Source organism: Rhizobium sp. Root149, from assembly GCF_001427345.1.
GTDB lineage: Bacteria > Pseudomonadota > Alphaproteobacteria > Rhizobiales > Rhizobiaceae > Neorhizobium > Neorhizobium rhizoryzae.
This window is the reverse complement of sequence record NZ_LMGD01000001.1, coordinates 491,550-504,068: the sequence shown is the minus strand read 5'-3', so window position 1 is coordinate 504,068 and position 12,519 is coordinate 491,550. Positions and strand designations below refer to the sequence as shown.

13 protein-coding genes and 1 tRNA gene are annotated in these 12,519 nt (G+C 58.5%); 7 read left to right on the top strand and 7 right to left on the bottom strand.

Annotated features, from left to right (window positions below):
• Nucleotides 1-18: 18 nt before the first annotated feature.
• Nucleotides 19-1,107: a glycosyltransferase family 4 protein gene (locus tag ASD54_RS02430; RefSeq protein WP_062552987.1), complete on the bottom strand. Its 1,089-nt coding sequence runs from the start codon at nucleotides 1,105-1,107 to the stop codon at nucleotides 19-21.
• Nucleotides 1,108-1,200: 93 nt separating this feature from the next.
• A complete protein-coding gene (locus ASD54_RS02425; protein ID WP_062552986.1) occupies nucleotides 1,201-1,392 on the bottom strand; it encodes a hypothetical protein in 192 nt (63 codons plus the stop codon).
• A gap of 134 nt (nucleotides 1,393-1,526) precedes the next feature.
• Here ASD54_RS02425 and ASD54_RS02420 point away from each other — a divergent pair, with 134 nt between their 5' ends.
• Nucleotides 1,527-2,501, top strand: coding sequence for a DUF1499 domain-containing protein (locus ASD54_RS02420; RefSeq protein ID WP_062552985.1), 975 nt, complete (start codon nucleotides 1,527-1,529; stop codon nucleotides 2,499-2,501).
• Nucleotides 2,502-2,531: 30 nt separating this feature from the next.
• Here ASD54_RS02420 and ASD54_RS02415 read toward each other — a convergent pair whose 3' ends face one another.
• A complete protein-coding gene (locus ASD54_RS02415) occupies nucleotides 2,532-3,446 on the bottom strand; it encodes an MBL fold metallo-hydrolase (protein ID WP_156379049.1) in 915 nt (304 codons plus the stop codon).
• 173 nt (nucleotides 3,447-3,619) lie between these two features.
• Between ASD54_RS02415 and ASD54_RS02410 the strand changes: the two genes are divergently transcribed.
• The 3 genes from ASD54_RS02410 to ASD54_RS26400 all read left to right on the top strand — a co-directional run bounded on the left by ASD54_RS02410 (nucleotide 3,620) and on the right by ASD54_RS26400 (nucleotide 4,650).
• Nucleotides 3,620-3,694 (top strand) — tRNA-Gln (locus ASD54_RS02410).
• A 218-nt stretch (nucleotides 3,695-3,912) separates the two neighbouring features.
• Complete coding sequence (locus ASD54_RS26405) at nucleotides 3,913-4,083, top strand: hypothetical protein (protein ID WP_156379026.1); 171 nt, start codon at nucleotides 3,913-3,915, stop codon at nucleotides 4,081-4,083.
• 12 nt (nucleotides 4,084-4,095) lie between these two features.
• Nucleotides 4,096-4,650, top strand: a complete 555-nt coding sequence (locus ASD54_RS26400; protein ID WP_156379025.1) for a hypothetical protein — start codon at nucleotides 4,096-4,098, stop codon at nucleotides 4,648-4,650.
• Between the two features lie 63 nt (nucleotides 4,651-4,713).
• Here the strand turns inward: ASD54_RS26400 and ASD54_RS02400 are convergent, their stop codons facing one another.
• Nucleotides 4,714-5,058, bottom strand: coding sequence for a hypothetical protein (locus tag ASD54_RS02400; protein ID WP_062552982.1), 345 nt, complete (start codon nucleotides 5,056-5,058; stop codon nucleotides 4,714-4,716).
• A gap of 247 nt (nucleotides 5,059-5,305) precedes the next feature.
• On the opposite strand from ASD54_RS02400, the gene ASD54_RS02395 reads away from it, so the two are divergent.
• The gene (locus ASD54_RS02395) at nucleotides 5,306-7,579 is read left to right on the top strand and encodes a heavy metal translocating P-type ATPase (RefSeq protein ID WP_062552981.1); all 2,274 of its coding nucleotides are present in this window, start codon (nucleotides 5,306-5,308) and stop codon (nucleotides 7,577-7,579) included.
• 352 nt (nucleotides 7,580-7,931) lie between these two features.
• Nucleotides 7,932-8,603: a helix-turn-helix transcriptional regulator gene (locus tag ASD54_RS02390; protein WP_062552980.1), complete on the top strand. Its 672-nt coding sequence runs from the start codon at nucleotides 7,932-7,934 to the stop codon at nucleotides 8,601-8,603.
• 17 nt (nucleotides 8,604-8,620) lie between these two features.
• Here ASD54_RS02390 and ASD54_RS27130 read toward each other — a convergent pair whose 3' ends face one another.
• Nucleotides 8,621-10,471 carry a flagellin gene (locus tag ASD54_RS27130; RefSeq protein ID WP_244484633.1) on the bottom strand — a complete coding sequence of 617 codons (1,851 nt, stop codon included), beginning with the start codon at nucleotides 10,469-10,471 and terminating at the stop codon, nucleotides 8,621-8,623.
• 234 nt (nucleotides 10,472-10,705) lie between these two features.
• Here ASD54_RS27130 and ASD54_RS26385 point away from each other — a divergent pair, with 234 nt between their 5' ends.
• On the top strand, nucleotides 10,706-10,942 hold the full coding sequence (locus ASD54_RS26385; protein WP_156379024.1) for a hypothetical protein: 237 nt from the start codon (nucleotides 10,706-10,708) through the stop codon (nucleotides 10,940-10,942).
• Here the strand turns inward: ASD54_RS26385 and ASD54_RS02375 are convergent.
• Together ASD54_RS02375 and ASD54_RS02370 are read right to left on the bottom strand one after the other, a co-directional pair.
• Nucleotides 10,909-11,820 carry a CehA/McbA family metallohydrolase gene (locus ASD54_RS02375; protein WP_062552977.1) on the bottom strand — a complete coding sequence of 304 codons (912 nt, stop codon included), beginning with the start codon at nucleotides 11,818-11,820 and terminating at the stop codon, nucleotides 10,909-10,911. The two genes, ASD54_RS26385 and ASD54_RS02375, sit on opposite strands and share 34 nt — an antisense overlap.
• 154 nt (nucleotides 11,821-11,974) lie before the next feature.
• Complete coding sequence (locus ASD54_RS02370; protein WP_062552976.1) at nucleotides 11,975-12,328, bottom strand: hypothetical protein; 354 nt, start codon at nucleotides 12,326-12,328, stop codon at nucleotides 11,975-11,977.
• Between the last annotated feature and the right edge of the window lie 191 nt (nucleotides 12,329-12,519).

The window sequence follows — 12,519 nt, the reverse complement described above, 5'->3', positions numbered from 1 at the left end:
CCGGTGGCTTTCCAGCCGTCAGGAAAACGAGCCGTGGAGGGCGGGAGCCGGTCGATCAATCGTCTCCAGCCATGCGTCCATGCCGGTAAACGTCTCTGCCCAGCTGGGCAGCGTCTGGCCGAAGGTCCATGCGAGGTCGCCAAGCGTGTGCAATCTGTCCGGCGTGGAGATCAGCCGGTCGATCTCCTGTGCCATCGTCTCGGCATCCTCCGCAGGCGCTGAGGTTACGCCGGCCTTGGCCCAGGTGGACACGGCGCCGGATGCGGTGCTCACCACCGGCACCCCGTGGCGAAGCGCTTCGGCAATCGCCATTCCATAGCCTTCGTAGTGCGAAGCGGCGACATAGAGATCACTCGCCTGCCACAAGGTTTCCAACTCCTCGTCCGCCACATCGCCCAGAAACGTGAAACGATCCGTAAGGCCGATGCTTTCCGCCTTTTCCTGAAGGCGCAGCAGATGGCCCGGATAGCGGGACGGATCGCCCGCCACATTCCACGTCCAGCCAGGGGTTTTCAGGTGGCTTGCAACATCCAGAATATAGTCGTAGCGCTTGCGCGGGATGACGGCACCAATGGAAAGAATGCGCGGTCCGCCATTGGTGGCATAGTCGCCAACTGCCGTCCGCAGGACGGGATCATTGCCCGGAACTGCCGCATGAATATGGTGCGCTGAAAAACCATATTGCTCCCGCACGTAGCGCGCCGTTTCATCCGAACTCACCAGCAGCGCATCGGCCCTGCTCAGGCTCGCCCTTTCCGCCTCGAACAGGCGTCGACCCTTTTCGTCGCTGCCCGTTCCATGTTCCATGACATCCGAATGGTGGAAGATGGCGGCAATTGGATGCGGCATCTGGCGAAACAGTTCCAGCAGGCGCCCGAGATAGACATGGTCCATCAGAAGAAGGGTGTGGGGGGGAAGCGCGGCAAGCCGTCGTGCCAGGGCTGCGCGCTCACTTTCGGGAACCATGGGGAAGCCTTGCTCGAGGCAATGCGTCTCGAGATCGACGCCCTGTTGGCGCAGCACCTGCACGAGGCGGGAATTGTAGACATATCCCCCCGTTCTGACCGCATAATCCGAACTGGTGATGTAGAGCACAGGTCTGGCCATGGCGCTGTCCACTTTTCGTGTTTCCTGCTGCGTCCTACGTCAGAAGGAGGCGCCACGATCAACCACTTGTCAAATATTTATCCGGTGCGGTGGTCAGTTCTGGTTTTGCATGCAGCGCTGCAAGGCAGGACTGCCCGGCTCGAAACCGTAGCCAAGGCAGGTGCGCTCCGCCGCCGCGCGGCGTGCTTCGGGGCTCACGCTCTGGCAGCTTGTGGCAAGGCCAAGCGTCAGCCCCAGGCACAGGGCTTGAACCAGGCGAAACATTTTCTGCATTTGCGGTTTCATGACGCGGCTTCCGGATGACGTGCTCGGATGAATCTCTTAAAAGAAAGCATGCACATGTCGAGCAAAAGAAGCGCGAGCAGATCAGCAGGCGGGACTTCTGGTAAACGGAAGGCCCGAGAAGGAAATATTTCTCAATGACGGTGCGTTTCGTTCGTCCGGTGTCCTCTTCGGCCTATCTGGCAAAGAAAATGGCGTGGAGTTCGCTGTTGCTGCTGTTGATGGCTTTCGCTGCGCATCGCTTCGGCCCGCTGACGACCCCAAGCTTCCTGGCGGTGGTGATCCTTTGCGCGGTGCTGGGTAGCCTCAGCATACCGCTTGCACTCCACGGGCTGGTGCAATTATGGACCACGGGCGCCCAGGGCGGGATAGCCTCTGCCAGGGCCATCATTCTGGCTTTGCCTGCCATCGCGTTGTTTGCCGTCGGCATGTATCTCTCGGAAACGCGCCCGGCGCTTTTCGATGTAACGACGGATATTGCCGATCCGCCAGCCTGGCAGAAACAGCCTGTGGCCGATCAGTTGTGGCTTTCCCAGCCCACCTTCGTCAGTCCGGCATCGCGAGAGCTGCAGGAGGAAACCTATCCGGGCATTACCAGCCGCCGTTACGAAGGCGCGCTGGACCGTGTCTATGATGCCGTTATCAAGGTCGCGGCGGCAAACCGCATCAAGTTCGACAAGGACAAGCTCGCCAAGGGGCAGAGCCAGAAAGCCAAGCCGGCCCCTTCCAGAACGCCTCAGTCCGGAGCCGGTGCCAACGGTGCAGCCAGTTCGGCCTCCAATCCGGCAGTCAATCCCCCGGCAACGGATGCCGCGCCGCCCGTGCCGGATGTGGTGCCGATTCCGCTGCCTCGCCCGTCACCCGCACTCGCCTCACTCTTGCCGCAGGCGCAGGCAAAGGGCGACCTTTCGCTTCAGGGATCGATGCGCACCTTCATTCTCGGCCTGCCTTTCGATGTGGTAATCCGGCTCCGGGAAGAGGAGCAGACGGTGCTTGTGGATATGCGCGTCGCCAGCCGCTACGGCTCGCATGATCTGGGCTTGAGCGCCGGCATCGCACAATCCTACTTGCGTGCTCTGGATGCAGAATTGCTGGGCATCGCGCCGGAATAGGTGAAGCCCGGATAAGCCGATGAGACCGGCTCAGGCAGGCCAGTAGCGTCCCGAAAGGGCAGGCGGGCCTTCCGTCAAAACTTCGCCCCGCTCGACCAGATCTTCCAGATGCGCCAGAACCGAAAGCGCGGCAGCGCCATGCAGCCGCTTGTCGGTCCTGGCGTAGATCGCCTCCACCATCGCGGCAATCGTCCGGTCGCCGTTTCGAATACGCTCCAGCACGGCGCGTTCGCGCATCCGTCGGTGGGTTCGCAAGGCCCGCAGGAAGGAAGCCGGCTCCGCAATCGGGCCGCCATGGCCGGGAAAATAGATCCGGTCGCGCGTGCGCTCCATCATCTTGTCGACGGAGGCCATGAAATCGCTCATGGAGCCATCCGGTGGCGCCACGATCGTGGTCGCCCAGGCCATGACGTGATCGGCGGAGAAGACGATGCCGGTCTCCTCCAGCGAAAAGGCTGAGTGGTTTGCCGTATGCCCGGGTGTATGGATGGCACGCAGCGCAAAGCCATCGGCCTCGATCACCCCGCCATCGGCAAGCACGATGTCCGGCTGGAATTCCATGTCGGAGCTTTCGGCAAACGGGTTCGTTTCACCCTCGTGCAGCGGACGAGCTGCCCTGTGCGGGCCTTCCGCCACGGTCAGCGCTCCGGTCTCCGCCTTGAGGCGACGGGCAAGCGGCGAATGGTCGCGATGGGTGTGGCTGATGAAGATGTGGCTGACGGTCTTGCCCTTCAGTGCCCGCATCAGCGCCTCGAAATGCGCATCATTTTCGGGGCCGGGATCGAGTACGGCGACCGTCTTGCCCTGGCCGATGATGTAGGAATTGGTGCCGTGGAAGGTGAAGGGCGATGGATTGTTGCAGGTCAGCCGCCAGACCCCTTCGGCCACCGGCACGGCATGCCCGTGCGAGGCCTCGAAATCGAGGGTAAAAGCGGGGCCGGGCAGATCTGCGGCCATGTCCATTCCTTGCAAGGTTCAGTCTGATCAGGTGCATGTGGACGCATTCGACCAAAATGTCAAAAAAGAGATCGAAGCTGATTGCGGTGAGGCATGAGCTTTGCTAAACGCAATCCCCGACGCAACTGGTGCTTCGCCCGAAGCAATTAGGCCAGTGCTGTTGGGGCGTAGCCAAGCGGTAAGGCAGCGGTTTTTGGTACCGCCATCCCCTGGTTCGAATCCAGGCGCCCCAGCCACACACACATTGTAATTTTGTCAAACATTTCTGAACATATGCAAGTTCAAAACTTGAATATTGTTCCGGGGTAAGCATCTAACCGTTTTGGCGTTGCGAAAAACGCAACGAATTGGTATGGAAATTATAGCTATAATATTATCGGGTGATACGTCCCCGCTGAAGCTGGAACAACGCTCAGTTGACGACGTTTACCTTTGGTAATGATTGGAGGCCCCGATGGTCGCACTTCTTAAGGACGATGGTGAGTTCACCCCCATGCCGGTCGTTTACGACACCGCGAAGTATGAGCAGTTGAAGGCTACGATCGATGCTGCGCCGAAAGCAGTGCCTGCTCTCGCCCAACTGATAGTGGAAAACCGTAAGCGGTTTGCTGCCAAATCCAAGTAGTCGACTGCGCGCATGGAAGAAATTGTTATTGAGCCCCTTGGCGATCATCCGCGAGGGGCTTTTTGCTGCGGCGTCGATAGAATAGATAACTTCTTTCGAAACAACGCGTTGAAAAGCCATAAAGCTTACGCACAGAGAGTTTTTGTCGCCAGTAAACACGGTGACAAAACTCCAGTCGGATTTTACGCGCTTACAATTATGACATTCCGACCGGGAATGAGCGAAGCTGCCGATAAGAAATTCGGGCGCTTTGACGCTATTCCTTCCATCTATTTGACGATGATCGCACGTGACAAAGGGGCGTCAAAAGGACTTGGCACTCATATGATGCTCGATGCCTTCAAGCGTTCTCTTGAGGTTCGGGAGCATGTAGGTGTCTACGCTCTCACACTGCATGCCTATAACGACGATGTGCGAAGCATATATGAAAAGCTTGGCTTTCAGGTTTTCGCTGATCCGGGGCAGGATCAGCAAGATTCTAAAGATGAAACGAAACGATACAAGGCAATGTTCATATCTCTTTCGGATGTTGCCGTCACATTTGCGGAAGTCGAAAACGAAAGTTGACATAGTCGTCGGTCAGCACCCAATAGGCTTTGCTGGTTTGAGACAGCGCGTTATAGAGCGCCCTCAATGCCGATGGCCTTCGTCATCCTGGTAGAGCAGTTCATCGAGAATCATGCGGATCGAATCCGGGCCGCCATTTAGGGCATAGTGAGATTGCTGGGCCTCGTCCGTTACGACGAAGACATGCGGTATGGCGCGTAGCGTCAGGAGTTCGGACAAATCGAACAGGTAGCTCGCCTGCAGCTTGATATCCAGAAGCGCCCCCGCATAGCGCTGGTTTGCGACCTCTTCCAGCGGCGGATAATCGCTGCGCACGATAAGCTCGCACCCCTCCCGCTGCCAGGCCTGCCGGATCTCCGGCGTCACGACATCAGGGCGAACAAAGAGTGCGATCTGGTATCCGGTCATTCCCTGCCTTTACTGCTGCACGGGTGCAAAACGAATGACGACCGTCAAGGTTCGCAGCCGGTGACCATTCTATCCTATATTGGCTGAGGATGAGGCAAATCAATGTGATAAGAATCAATCCAGCCCTCTGAAGGCGGATCTATGTCGCCGCTTCATTCACTTGGAAAAATTTACCTGTCTGGCGATTTTCGCTTGCACCTCTAGTGGCTAGAGGTCGCAGACTGTCTCCATCGAAAGGAAAACAGTCATGGATAATGCGGTGAAGACGAGATTCAGGGTTGATGGGATGGACTGCGCATCCTGTGCAAACAAGATAGACACGGCGGTGCGGCGCATGCCGGGCATTGCCGATGTCTCGGTCTCCGTCACCACCGGCACGATGACCGTCCTCCACGATGGGACGACAGATCTCAATGCCATTGGCCAGAAACTCTCCGGCCTTGGCTATCCCGCGCGCGAGCTGAAAGCCGCGCAGGAGGCGAGCACGGCTACCCCCGCGCATCGGCATGGTCCTGACTGCAATCATGAACATCACTCCAGTCACGACCATGGGCACCATCACGAACATGACCAAGGTCATGTCCATGGCGATCAGGACCATGGCGAAAAAGGTGTGGCGGTCAGTGAGGGTCTGCACGGCCATGATCACGGGCCTGCGGAAGGCCCTTGGTGGAAGAGCCGAAAGGGCAGGCTCACCATCGTCTCCGGCGTGGCGCTTGCTGCCGCCTATGCGCTCGGCCATCTCGTTCCTGCCATCGAAACCTATGCCTTTATCGCGGCACTGCTGGTTGGTCTCTTGCCAATCGGCCGCCGTGCCGTGATGGCGGCACTCGCCGGAACGCCTTTTTCGATCGAAATGCTGATGACGATCGCGGCCCTTGGCGCGCTCTTCATTGATGCGACGGAAGAGGCCGCCGCCGTGGTGTTTCTCTTCCTTGTTGGTGAACTGCTGGAAGGCGTGGCAGCGGGCAGGGCACGCGAAAGCATCCGTTCGCTGAGCGCGCTGGTGCCCAAGACAGCGCTTCTGGAAGAGGGTGGCAAGACGCGCGAGGTTGCCGCCAATTCTCTTGCCGTCGGCTCTGTCATCCTCGTGCGTCCGGGTGATCGGATTTCGGCGGACGGCGTCATTCTGTCCGGCGATGCTACGATCGACGAAGCGCCTGTGACAGGTGAGAGCGTTCCTGTGCGCAAGGCGGTGGGAGATCCGGTGTTTGCGGGCACCATCAATGGGGATGCAGCGCTGCGCATCCGCGTGACGGCGCAGGCCGAAGACAATACGATTGCGCGTGTGGTTCGTCTGGTCGAGGAGGCGCAGGAATCGAAGGCGCCGACAGAGCGCTTTATCGACCGCTTCTCCCGATATTATACCCCGGCTGTCGTGCTGGTGGCGGCTCTGGTCGCAGTCATCCCGCCGCTCCTCGCGGGCGCAGGGTGGAACGAATGGATATACAAGGGGCTGGCAATCCTGCTGATTGGCTGCCCTTGCGCGCTGGTCATCTCCACACCCGCCGCCATTGCTGCAGCCCTGTCATCCGGTGCGCGCCGTGGCCTGCTGATGAAGGGTGGCGCTGTTCTGGAAGGCCTCGGCACGTTGACGGCCATCGCTTTCGACAAGACCGGAACGCTGACGCAGGGAAAGCCGGTCGTCACGGATATCCTGCCCTTCGGCAAGACCGGCTATGAGGTGCTGGCGCTTTCGGCGGCACTGGAGGTGGGATCGAGCCATCCGCTGGCTCTGGCCATTCTCGAAAGGGCAAAGGACGATGCGGTGGAAATCCCCTCCGCCACCGAACTTCGCGCACTGGGCGGCAGGGGCGTGAGCGCCCTCATCGACGGGGTTGAGGTCTTCCTCGGCTCCCCCAGATCCGCCGCCGAGCGCGTGAACCTGCCTCTGGCGCATTCAAGAGCGATTGCTGCGCTGAACGATGACGGCAAGACGGTCTCGGTGCTTCTGGTGGGAAATCTCCTGGCTGGGGCGATTGCCATGCGGGATGAACCGCGTGCCGATGCTGTTGAGGGGCTGGAGCGCCTCAAAAAGGCGGGCATCAAGACCGTCATGCTGACCGGCGACAACCGGCGAACCGCAACCGCCATCGCCGCGAGGCTCGGCATTGAGGTGCATGCCGAACTGATGCCGGAAGACAAGCAGCGGATCGTACGGGAACTGCAATCGCAAGGGTTCATCACGGCCAAGATCGGTGATGGCATCAATGATGCACCGGCGCTTGCCGCTGCCGATATCGGCATTGCCATGGGCGGGGCTACGGACGTGGCGCTGGAAACCGCCGACGCCGCCGTGCTTCACGGGCGCGTGGGCGACATTGCCCTGATGATCGACCTGTCCCGGCGCACGATGAAGAACATCGTCCAGAACATCACGATTGCGCTAGGGCTGAAGGCGGTCTTCCTTGTCACCACGATCATCGGTATCACCGGTCTGTGGCCTGCGATTCTCGCCGATACGGGAGCAACCGTGCTGGTCACCATGAATGCCCTGCGCCTGCTGCGCCCAATTCGGTGAGAAAAGTCATGCTGAGAAAGATCGTCTTTGGAGCAATCCTCGTGCTGGTGGCGCTGTCTGTTGTCTTCAGCATCGTTGGTGTCCTCGCCGTCTGGAACCCGGCGGAACTCTTCAACTATGGGTAATGATCAGGCTCGATTGGGCAGTCAGCCTTCGGTGGGCTCGTAACCACGGAATGATGTGCTGCGAAATGACGGCAACATAGTCCCTCAGCGAACAACGGCGGCGGATCAAAAATCCAGTTTGCCTGTTGTTCACTGGGGATAACGTCGCCGAACGCTAAAATCAGTTTGGAAATGTTAAGTATCTATTAGATTAGGGATTTAGGAATTACTCAAAGTTGTGAAGTGTCTTGCCGAAGCATACCCCGTTTGTATCAGTAACCCAGAAGATGCTGGATTCCTGGATAACCACCGACGCAGATAATCCGTTGGAGCCAGATTACATCTATCGGCATGTCCTTGAAATGCTATCGATCAAGATGCGCCTCACGGTCATCCGTATCGGCAGCCCAGACCCTTGGGACTGGCACCTGATCCCGGTCAGGCATTCCGGCTTCACCTCCAGCCTTCTGGATATCAACCACGCGTTTCGCGAGCAAAAGCTGCGGGATTTCAAGGACCGGAACTACATGGCGCAGTCCGTCATCCCCCGGTTGAAGCAAGTTGCACAAACGCAGCAGCCAGTCATCGAACTGGTCAAGACGAAGCTGTTCGGCATCAACATCGGCTACGATCGGGTTCTCATTCCCCAGCGAAACAGGCAGGCCCCCGAATGGATCATTTCCTCCAGCTATGGCCGCTTCATGCTGGCGCAGCCGCAGAATTTCGGCGCCTTTGATCTGGATGAGGAATCCATCATCCAGCTTCTGGTGGAAGGGCGCACCGCGAAGGAAATCGGCTTGCAACTGGGCTTATCCCACCGCACGGTCGAACATCGTCTCGAGCGCCTGAAGGAACGTCTCGGCGCCCGCAACACGGTTCATCTGGTGGCGATGATCCTGGGCAGTCACATAGGCAACTGACGCAGGATCTTGCGGTATCAGTTGAAGAGCTGAAGGATGGATTGCTGCTGCGAATTGGCAATCTGCAGAGCCTGAATGCCCAATTGCTGTTGAACCTGCAGTGCCTTCAAGCGAGTCGATTCATGGTTCATGTCGGCATCGACCAATGTTCCGATGCCGGACGTGTTGGCATCCATCAGCGATTGAACGAAATCCGTTTGCCGATCAACACGGCTTCTCAACGCGCCAAGGCTGGACGTGCCGTCGATGATGCGTTGCGTTGCCGTATTCATGTAGGTGATATAGGCGTCCACGCTTTCCGGATGCTCAGCGACATCAATGCTCAGGAAGTTCAGCGAGGGGATCGGCTCGATATTCACCCGGATGTTCGAGAATGCCAGCGATGATCCGTAGCCCGTTTCGCGGTCGAAATTGGGATCGGATTTGATGATGATCTGGCTGGGCGAGGCCGCCTCAATGACGAGTTTCCAATCGGCATCGAGAAGTGATTTCAGCAGCGTCACCATGTCACCGGCGGTCTCCACCCGGCCGTCGTCGCGGTTCAGGAGTGTGTTGACATAGGCGCGATCGAAGCTGTGCGATGTTGCAGGCTGACCATTGATCGAGAACTTGAAGTCGACGCGCACGCCTTCTTCCGTATCCCCGACCTTGCCCAGCTGGAAGCTTTCGAAACCGAGAACTGTGCCGGACCCGCGCTGGCCGTATCGGTATTTTTCAACCAGACCGCCGGTCCCGATATTTGTGGCTGTGAGGTTGGCGATCTCGACATAGGAGCCGGTGCCATGTTCCTCCTTGGAGGCAATCGTCATCAGGATAGGATTATGCTCCGTCCGCAAATAGTCTGGCGGTATCCCGCGATCATAGTCCCCGTAAGCAGATGCCCCAAGCGGCTCGAGTTTCCTGTCGAGTATCTCCGCAAATTTATCGTTCGTCGTCACGATGCCACCCAATGAAGGGTCATAAGCATCCACATCAGCTTTGGTGATTGTAACTCCCAGTTGCTTGAAGCCATCGAAGTAGGGACCGGGCAGTTCCTGAAGCGATCCTTCGGGGCCGGTCTCATTCCAAGGATTGCTCGCTTCTTTATCGAGAATAAGATCGAACTTTATCTCAGCGCCCGGCGCATTGAAATCAAGGCTGCTGCCTTCAGGGAAGGAGAACTCAACCATCGCCCCTGTTGGATTGGCATAGGCCGGCCTCATCCAGCCGTCTTCTCCGCTTTCCTGTATATAGGGTGTCGCATCGGAGGAAGGGGAAAGACTGAAACCCCGAATGCCGCCAATTGTGTTGACATCACGCGGGTCACGCTGAAGCAGGCCGCCGCCTGTGGAGTTGAACAGCGAAACATCCGCCAGTGAGAAATCCAGCATCTGGGTTGCAAAATCGCCCGCGCCATTGCGCGTGGTCGATGCGACTAGGCTGGTACGTGTCACGTCCGGGTCGAAAATATCCGAAAGATCGGTCTTCAGCCAGTTCTGACCATTGAAACTGGCGGAATTGGCAATGCCGGTCACGGCTTGTTTCAGCTGGTCCAGCTCCTTTTGAACCTTGCCCTTGTCGACCCCATCCTGCTTGGACGCAACGAGCTTGGCCGAAAACTCGCCCAGAATATCGATCACCGAGTTCAGACCGGCATAGGCCGTATCGATGATCGCGGCACTCAGGCCCAGCGCATCGTGCACGGCAGACAGCGACTTGTTGTCAGAGCGCATGGTGGTTGCAATCGACCAGTAGGCGGCGTTATCCGAGGCTTCCCCAATGCGCAGGCCGGAACTGATGTTCTGCTGTGTGTCGTCGAGGTGGGACGTCAGGGAACGCAGTGTCTGCAGAGCAGCAATTGCGCTGGAATTCGTCAGAATACTTACCATTTGAACCACCAATGTCGCGGAAAACGTCACTGCAGAACGCGGGAGCGTGCGGCGCCAATATGGTTCTCAAATCGTTAATGGCGCAGTTGCAACCAGACGGTAAAAATACGGTTGTATTGCTGTTTTCTGCACTCCGCTCTAGCGCCGGATCTCTTCCATCACCCTCACGATGCAGTTGCGCATGTCGCAGCGGGAGCAGCGAAAGGACAGCGTTCGTGGGTCGGTGCCAAACCCGTGTGTACGCGCAAGGTCGCGCGCCTTGATCTGGCCCTTGTGGCCGCAATGACGGCAGGTCATGTGCAGCACCATCCGATGCCGGGAGGCCTTGCCAAGGGTGTCGATGTTTATCGTCATGTCGCCATAATCGAACATAACGTGAACGCAGGCAAGATTGCACGACCTGATTTGCGCGGCGGGTGGACGAAGCCTGTGGATGATCAATCCAGCCAGATGGGATTGGTCCAGGCCTGACGATCATGCTCGTCCATCACCACAACGCGGCACCAGTCGCCCGCAAAGCGCTTCAACGAAAGGCGCCCTTGCGTCAGCGGCCCTGCCTCGGATTGCTCCAGATATTCGGCGCGCGAACCGCGACCGACTACCGAAATTCCGCGCACCGCCGAACATTCGACGACGACTTCGTCTCCCTCAACGGCGACGAAATGAAGCGCCGGACCGCGCGAGGAGTAGTAGTCGCCGCGCTTCATGGCGGCCAGAAGGGTTTGCGGTGTGTTGGCTTCGGCCTTCACCATCATCCAGCCGCCCATCCAGTCTTTAATCTTGAAATGCGCGTCATCGGCGGCATAGCCGGAGAGCCGGTAACCTTCGCTGAGAAGCGCATCCAGAAGTGCAGTACCGTCGCCACGGTCGCATTCGCGCGCGCAGCCTGTGTTCCAGATCTCGACGCTGTGGGCGATATTTGCCATCGAGCGTCCATCCTCGATCGACAGACCGGACCATTGCGGATGGGCAATACCAAGAAACGCTCCGGCCTCCACGGCGCGGCGCGCCAGGCTCACCGCATCTTCGTTCTCGCCAAGCGGCGGAAAATCGAGCGGCAGTCCACAGGCAAGCAGATGCCAAATTTCGCCATGGCTGTTGGCAGGCGCATGGATTTCGGCACCGAAGATCGTGGTGAAGGTTTCCGTGCGGTAGGGCGTGGTATCGACGATCGGGAAATCGAAGTGAGGCACGAAGTGATCGGAGAGGCACAGGAAATCATAGCCTCCCTCGCGATAGGCCCGGCAAACCTCTTCGGGAGAGCGCACGCCGTCGGAGCGTGTGGAATGCGTATGGATATTGCCGCGATAGAAATGTCCGGGTGCTGCGAATGCGGTGATGAGGGTCATCCTGTCCTCCGAATCAGATGCTGATCCGATTCATAGCGGAATTTGATGACGTTCCAGCATAATCCGACCGAAGTGAAACGAGGATCGTAACACTCCCCGGTCACGAGTCAGGAGAAATTCCGGCAGGCTGTCGACCGCCTGCCGGATGTGTGCCTCATTCGGCCGTCAGCAGTTCCGTGCAGTAGCTCGGGCCCTTGGCGCCTGGGCGATCGGACGTGATCGTGATGGAGCGGATACGGTATTCGGAGTCAGCGCGGATGGTTGCGCTGCAGCTGACGCTGATCGAGCGGCCCTTCTCGTCCTTGATGCGGTTGAAGCCGCCGCGCCAGTTGTAGACGGTCTGCGAACCTTCCGAAGAATCGCTGTAGGGCGGTGCGTAGCGGGCAAAGAAGGAGCCAGCCGATTTGCCGACCCAGCGCGCCTCGATGGGGCTCGACACGGGACCGACCGTGGTGCATCCGGAAACGACGCCGGCAACGAGTGCCAACGCAACCAAGCGATAATTCATAATATCCTGACCCTTCGAAAGATTGCCGTCCCAGTGGGTCTGGGCTCCGCAATGAAATTCAGCAGCCCGAGCGCTTGCGCGCGCGCCTTACCATGCGCGGACTAGCAGATTTTTCATCAGCATCGTAAGCGCGATCCCGCACCGCCCACAAAAATCCTTGTGAAAGTGCGATTTCTGCCACGCCCATGGCA

What these genes read in the sequence shown, in the direction of transcription:
- ASD54_RS02430 (WP_062552987.1), bottom strand. Translation starts at nt 1,107, where the DNA reads ATGGCCAGACCTGTGCTCTACATCACCAGTTCGGATTATGCGGTCAGA.
- ASD54_RS02425 (WP_062552986.1), bottom strand. Translation starts at nt 1,392, where the DNA reads ATGAAACCGCAAATGCAGAAAATGTTTCGCCTGGTTCAAGCCCTGTGC.
- ASD54_RS02420 (WP_062552985.1), top strand. Translation starts at nt 1,527, where the DNA reads ATGACGGTGCGTTTCGTTCGTCCGGTGTCCTCTTCGGCCTATCTGGCA.
- ASD54_RS26405 (WP_156379026.1), top strand. Translation starts at nt 3,913, where the DNA reads ATGGTCGCACTTCTTAAGGACGATGGTGAGTTCACCCCCATGCCGGTC.
- ASD54_RS26400 (WP_156379025.1), top strand. Translation starts at nt 4,096, where the DNA reads ATGGAAGAAATTGTTATTGAGCCCCTTGGCGATCATCCGCGAGGGGCT.
- ASD54_RS02400 (WP_062552982.1), bottom strand. Translation starts at nt 5,058, where the DNA reads ATGACCGGATACCAGATCGCACTCTTTGTTCGCCCTGATGTCGTGACG.
- ASD54_RS02395 (WP_062552981.1), top strand. Translation starts at nt 5,306, where the DNA reads ATGGATAATGCGGTGAAGACGAGATTCAGGGTTGATGGGATGGACTGC.
- ASD54_RS27130 (WP_244484633.1), bottom strand. Translation starts at nt 10,471, where the DNA reads ATGGTAAGTATTCTGACGAATTCCAGCGCAATTGCTGCTCTGCAGACA.
- ASD54_RS02375 (WP_062552977.1), bottom strand. Translation starts at nt 11,820, where the DNA reads ATGACCCTCATCACCGCATTCGCAGCACCCGGACATTTCTATCGCGGC.
- ASD54_RS02370 (WP_062552976.1), bottom strand. Translation starts at nt 12,328, where the DNA reads ATGAATTATCGCTTGGTTGCGTTGGCACTCGTTGCCGGCGTCGTTTCC.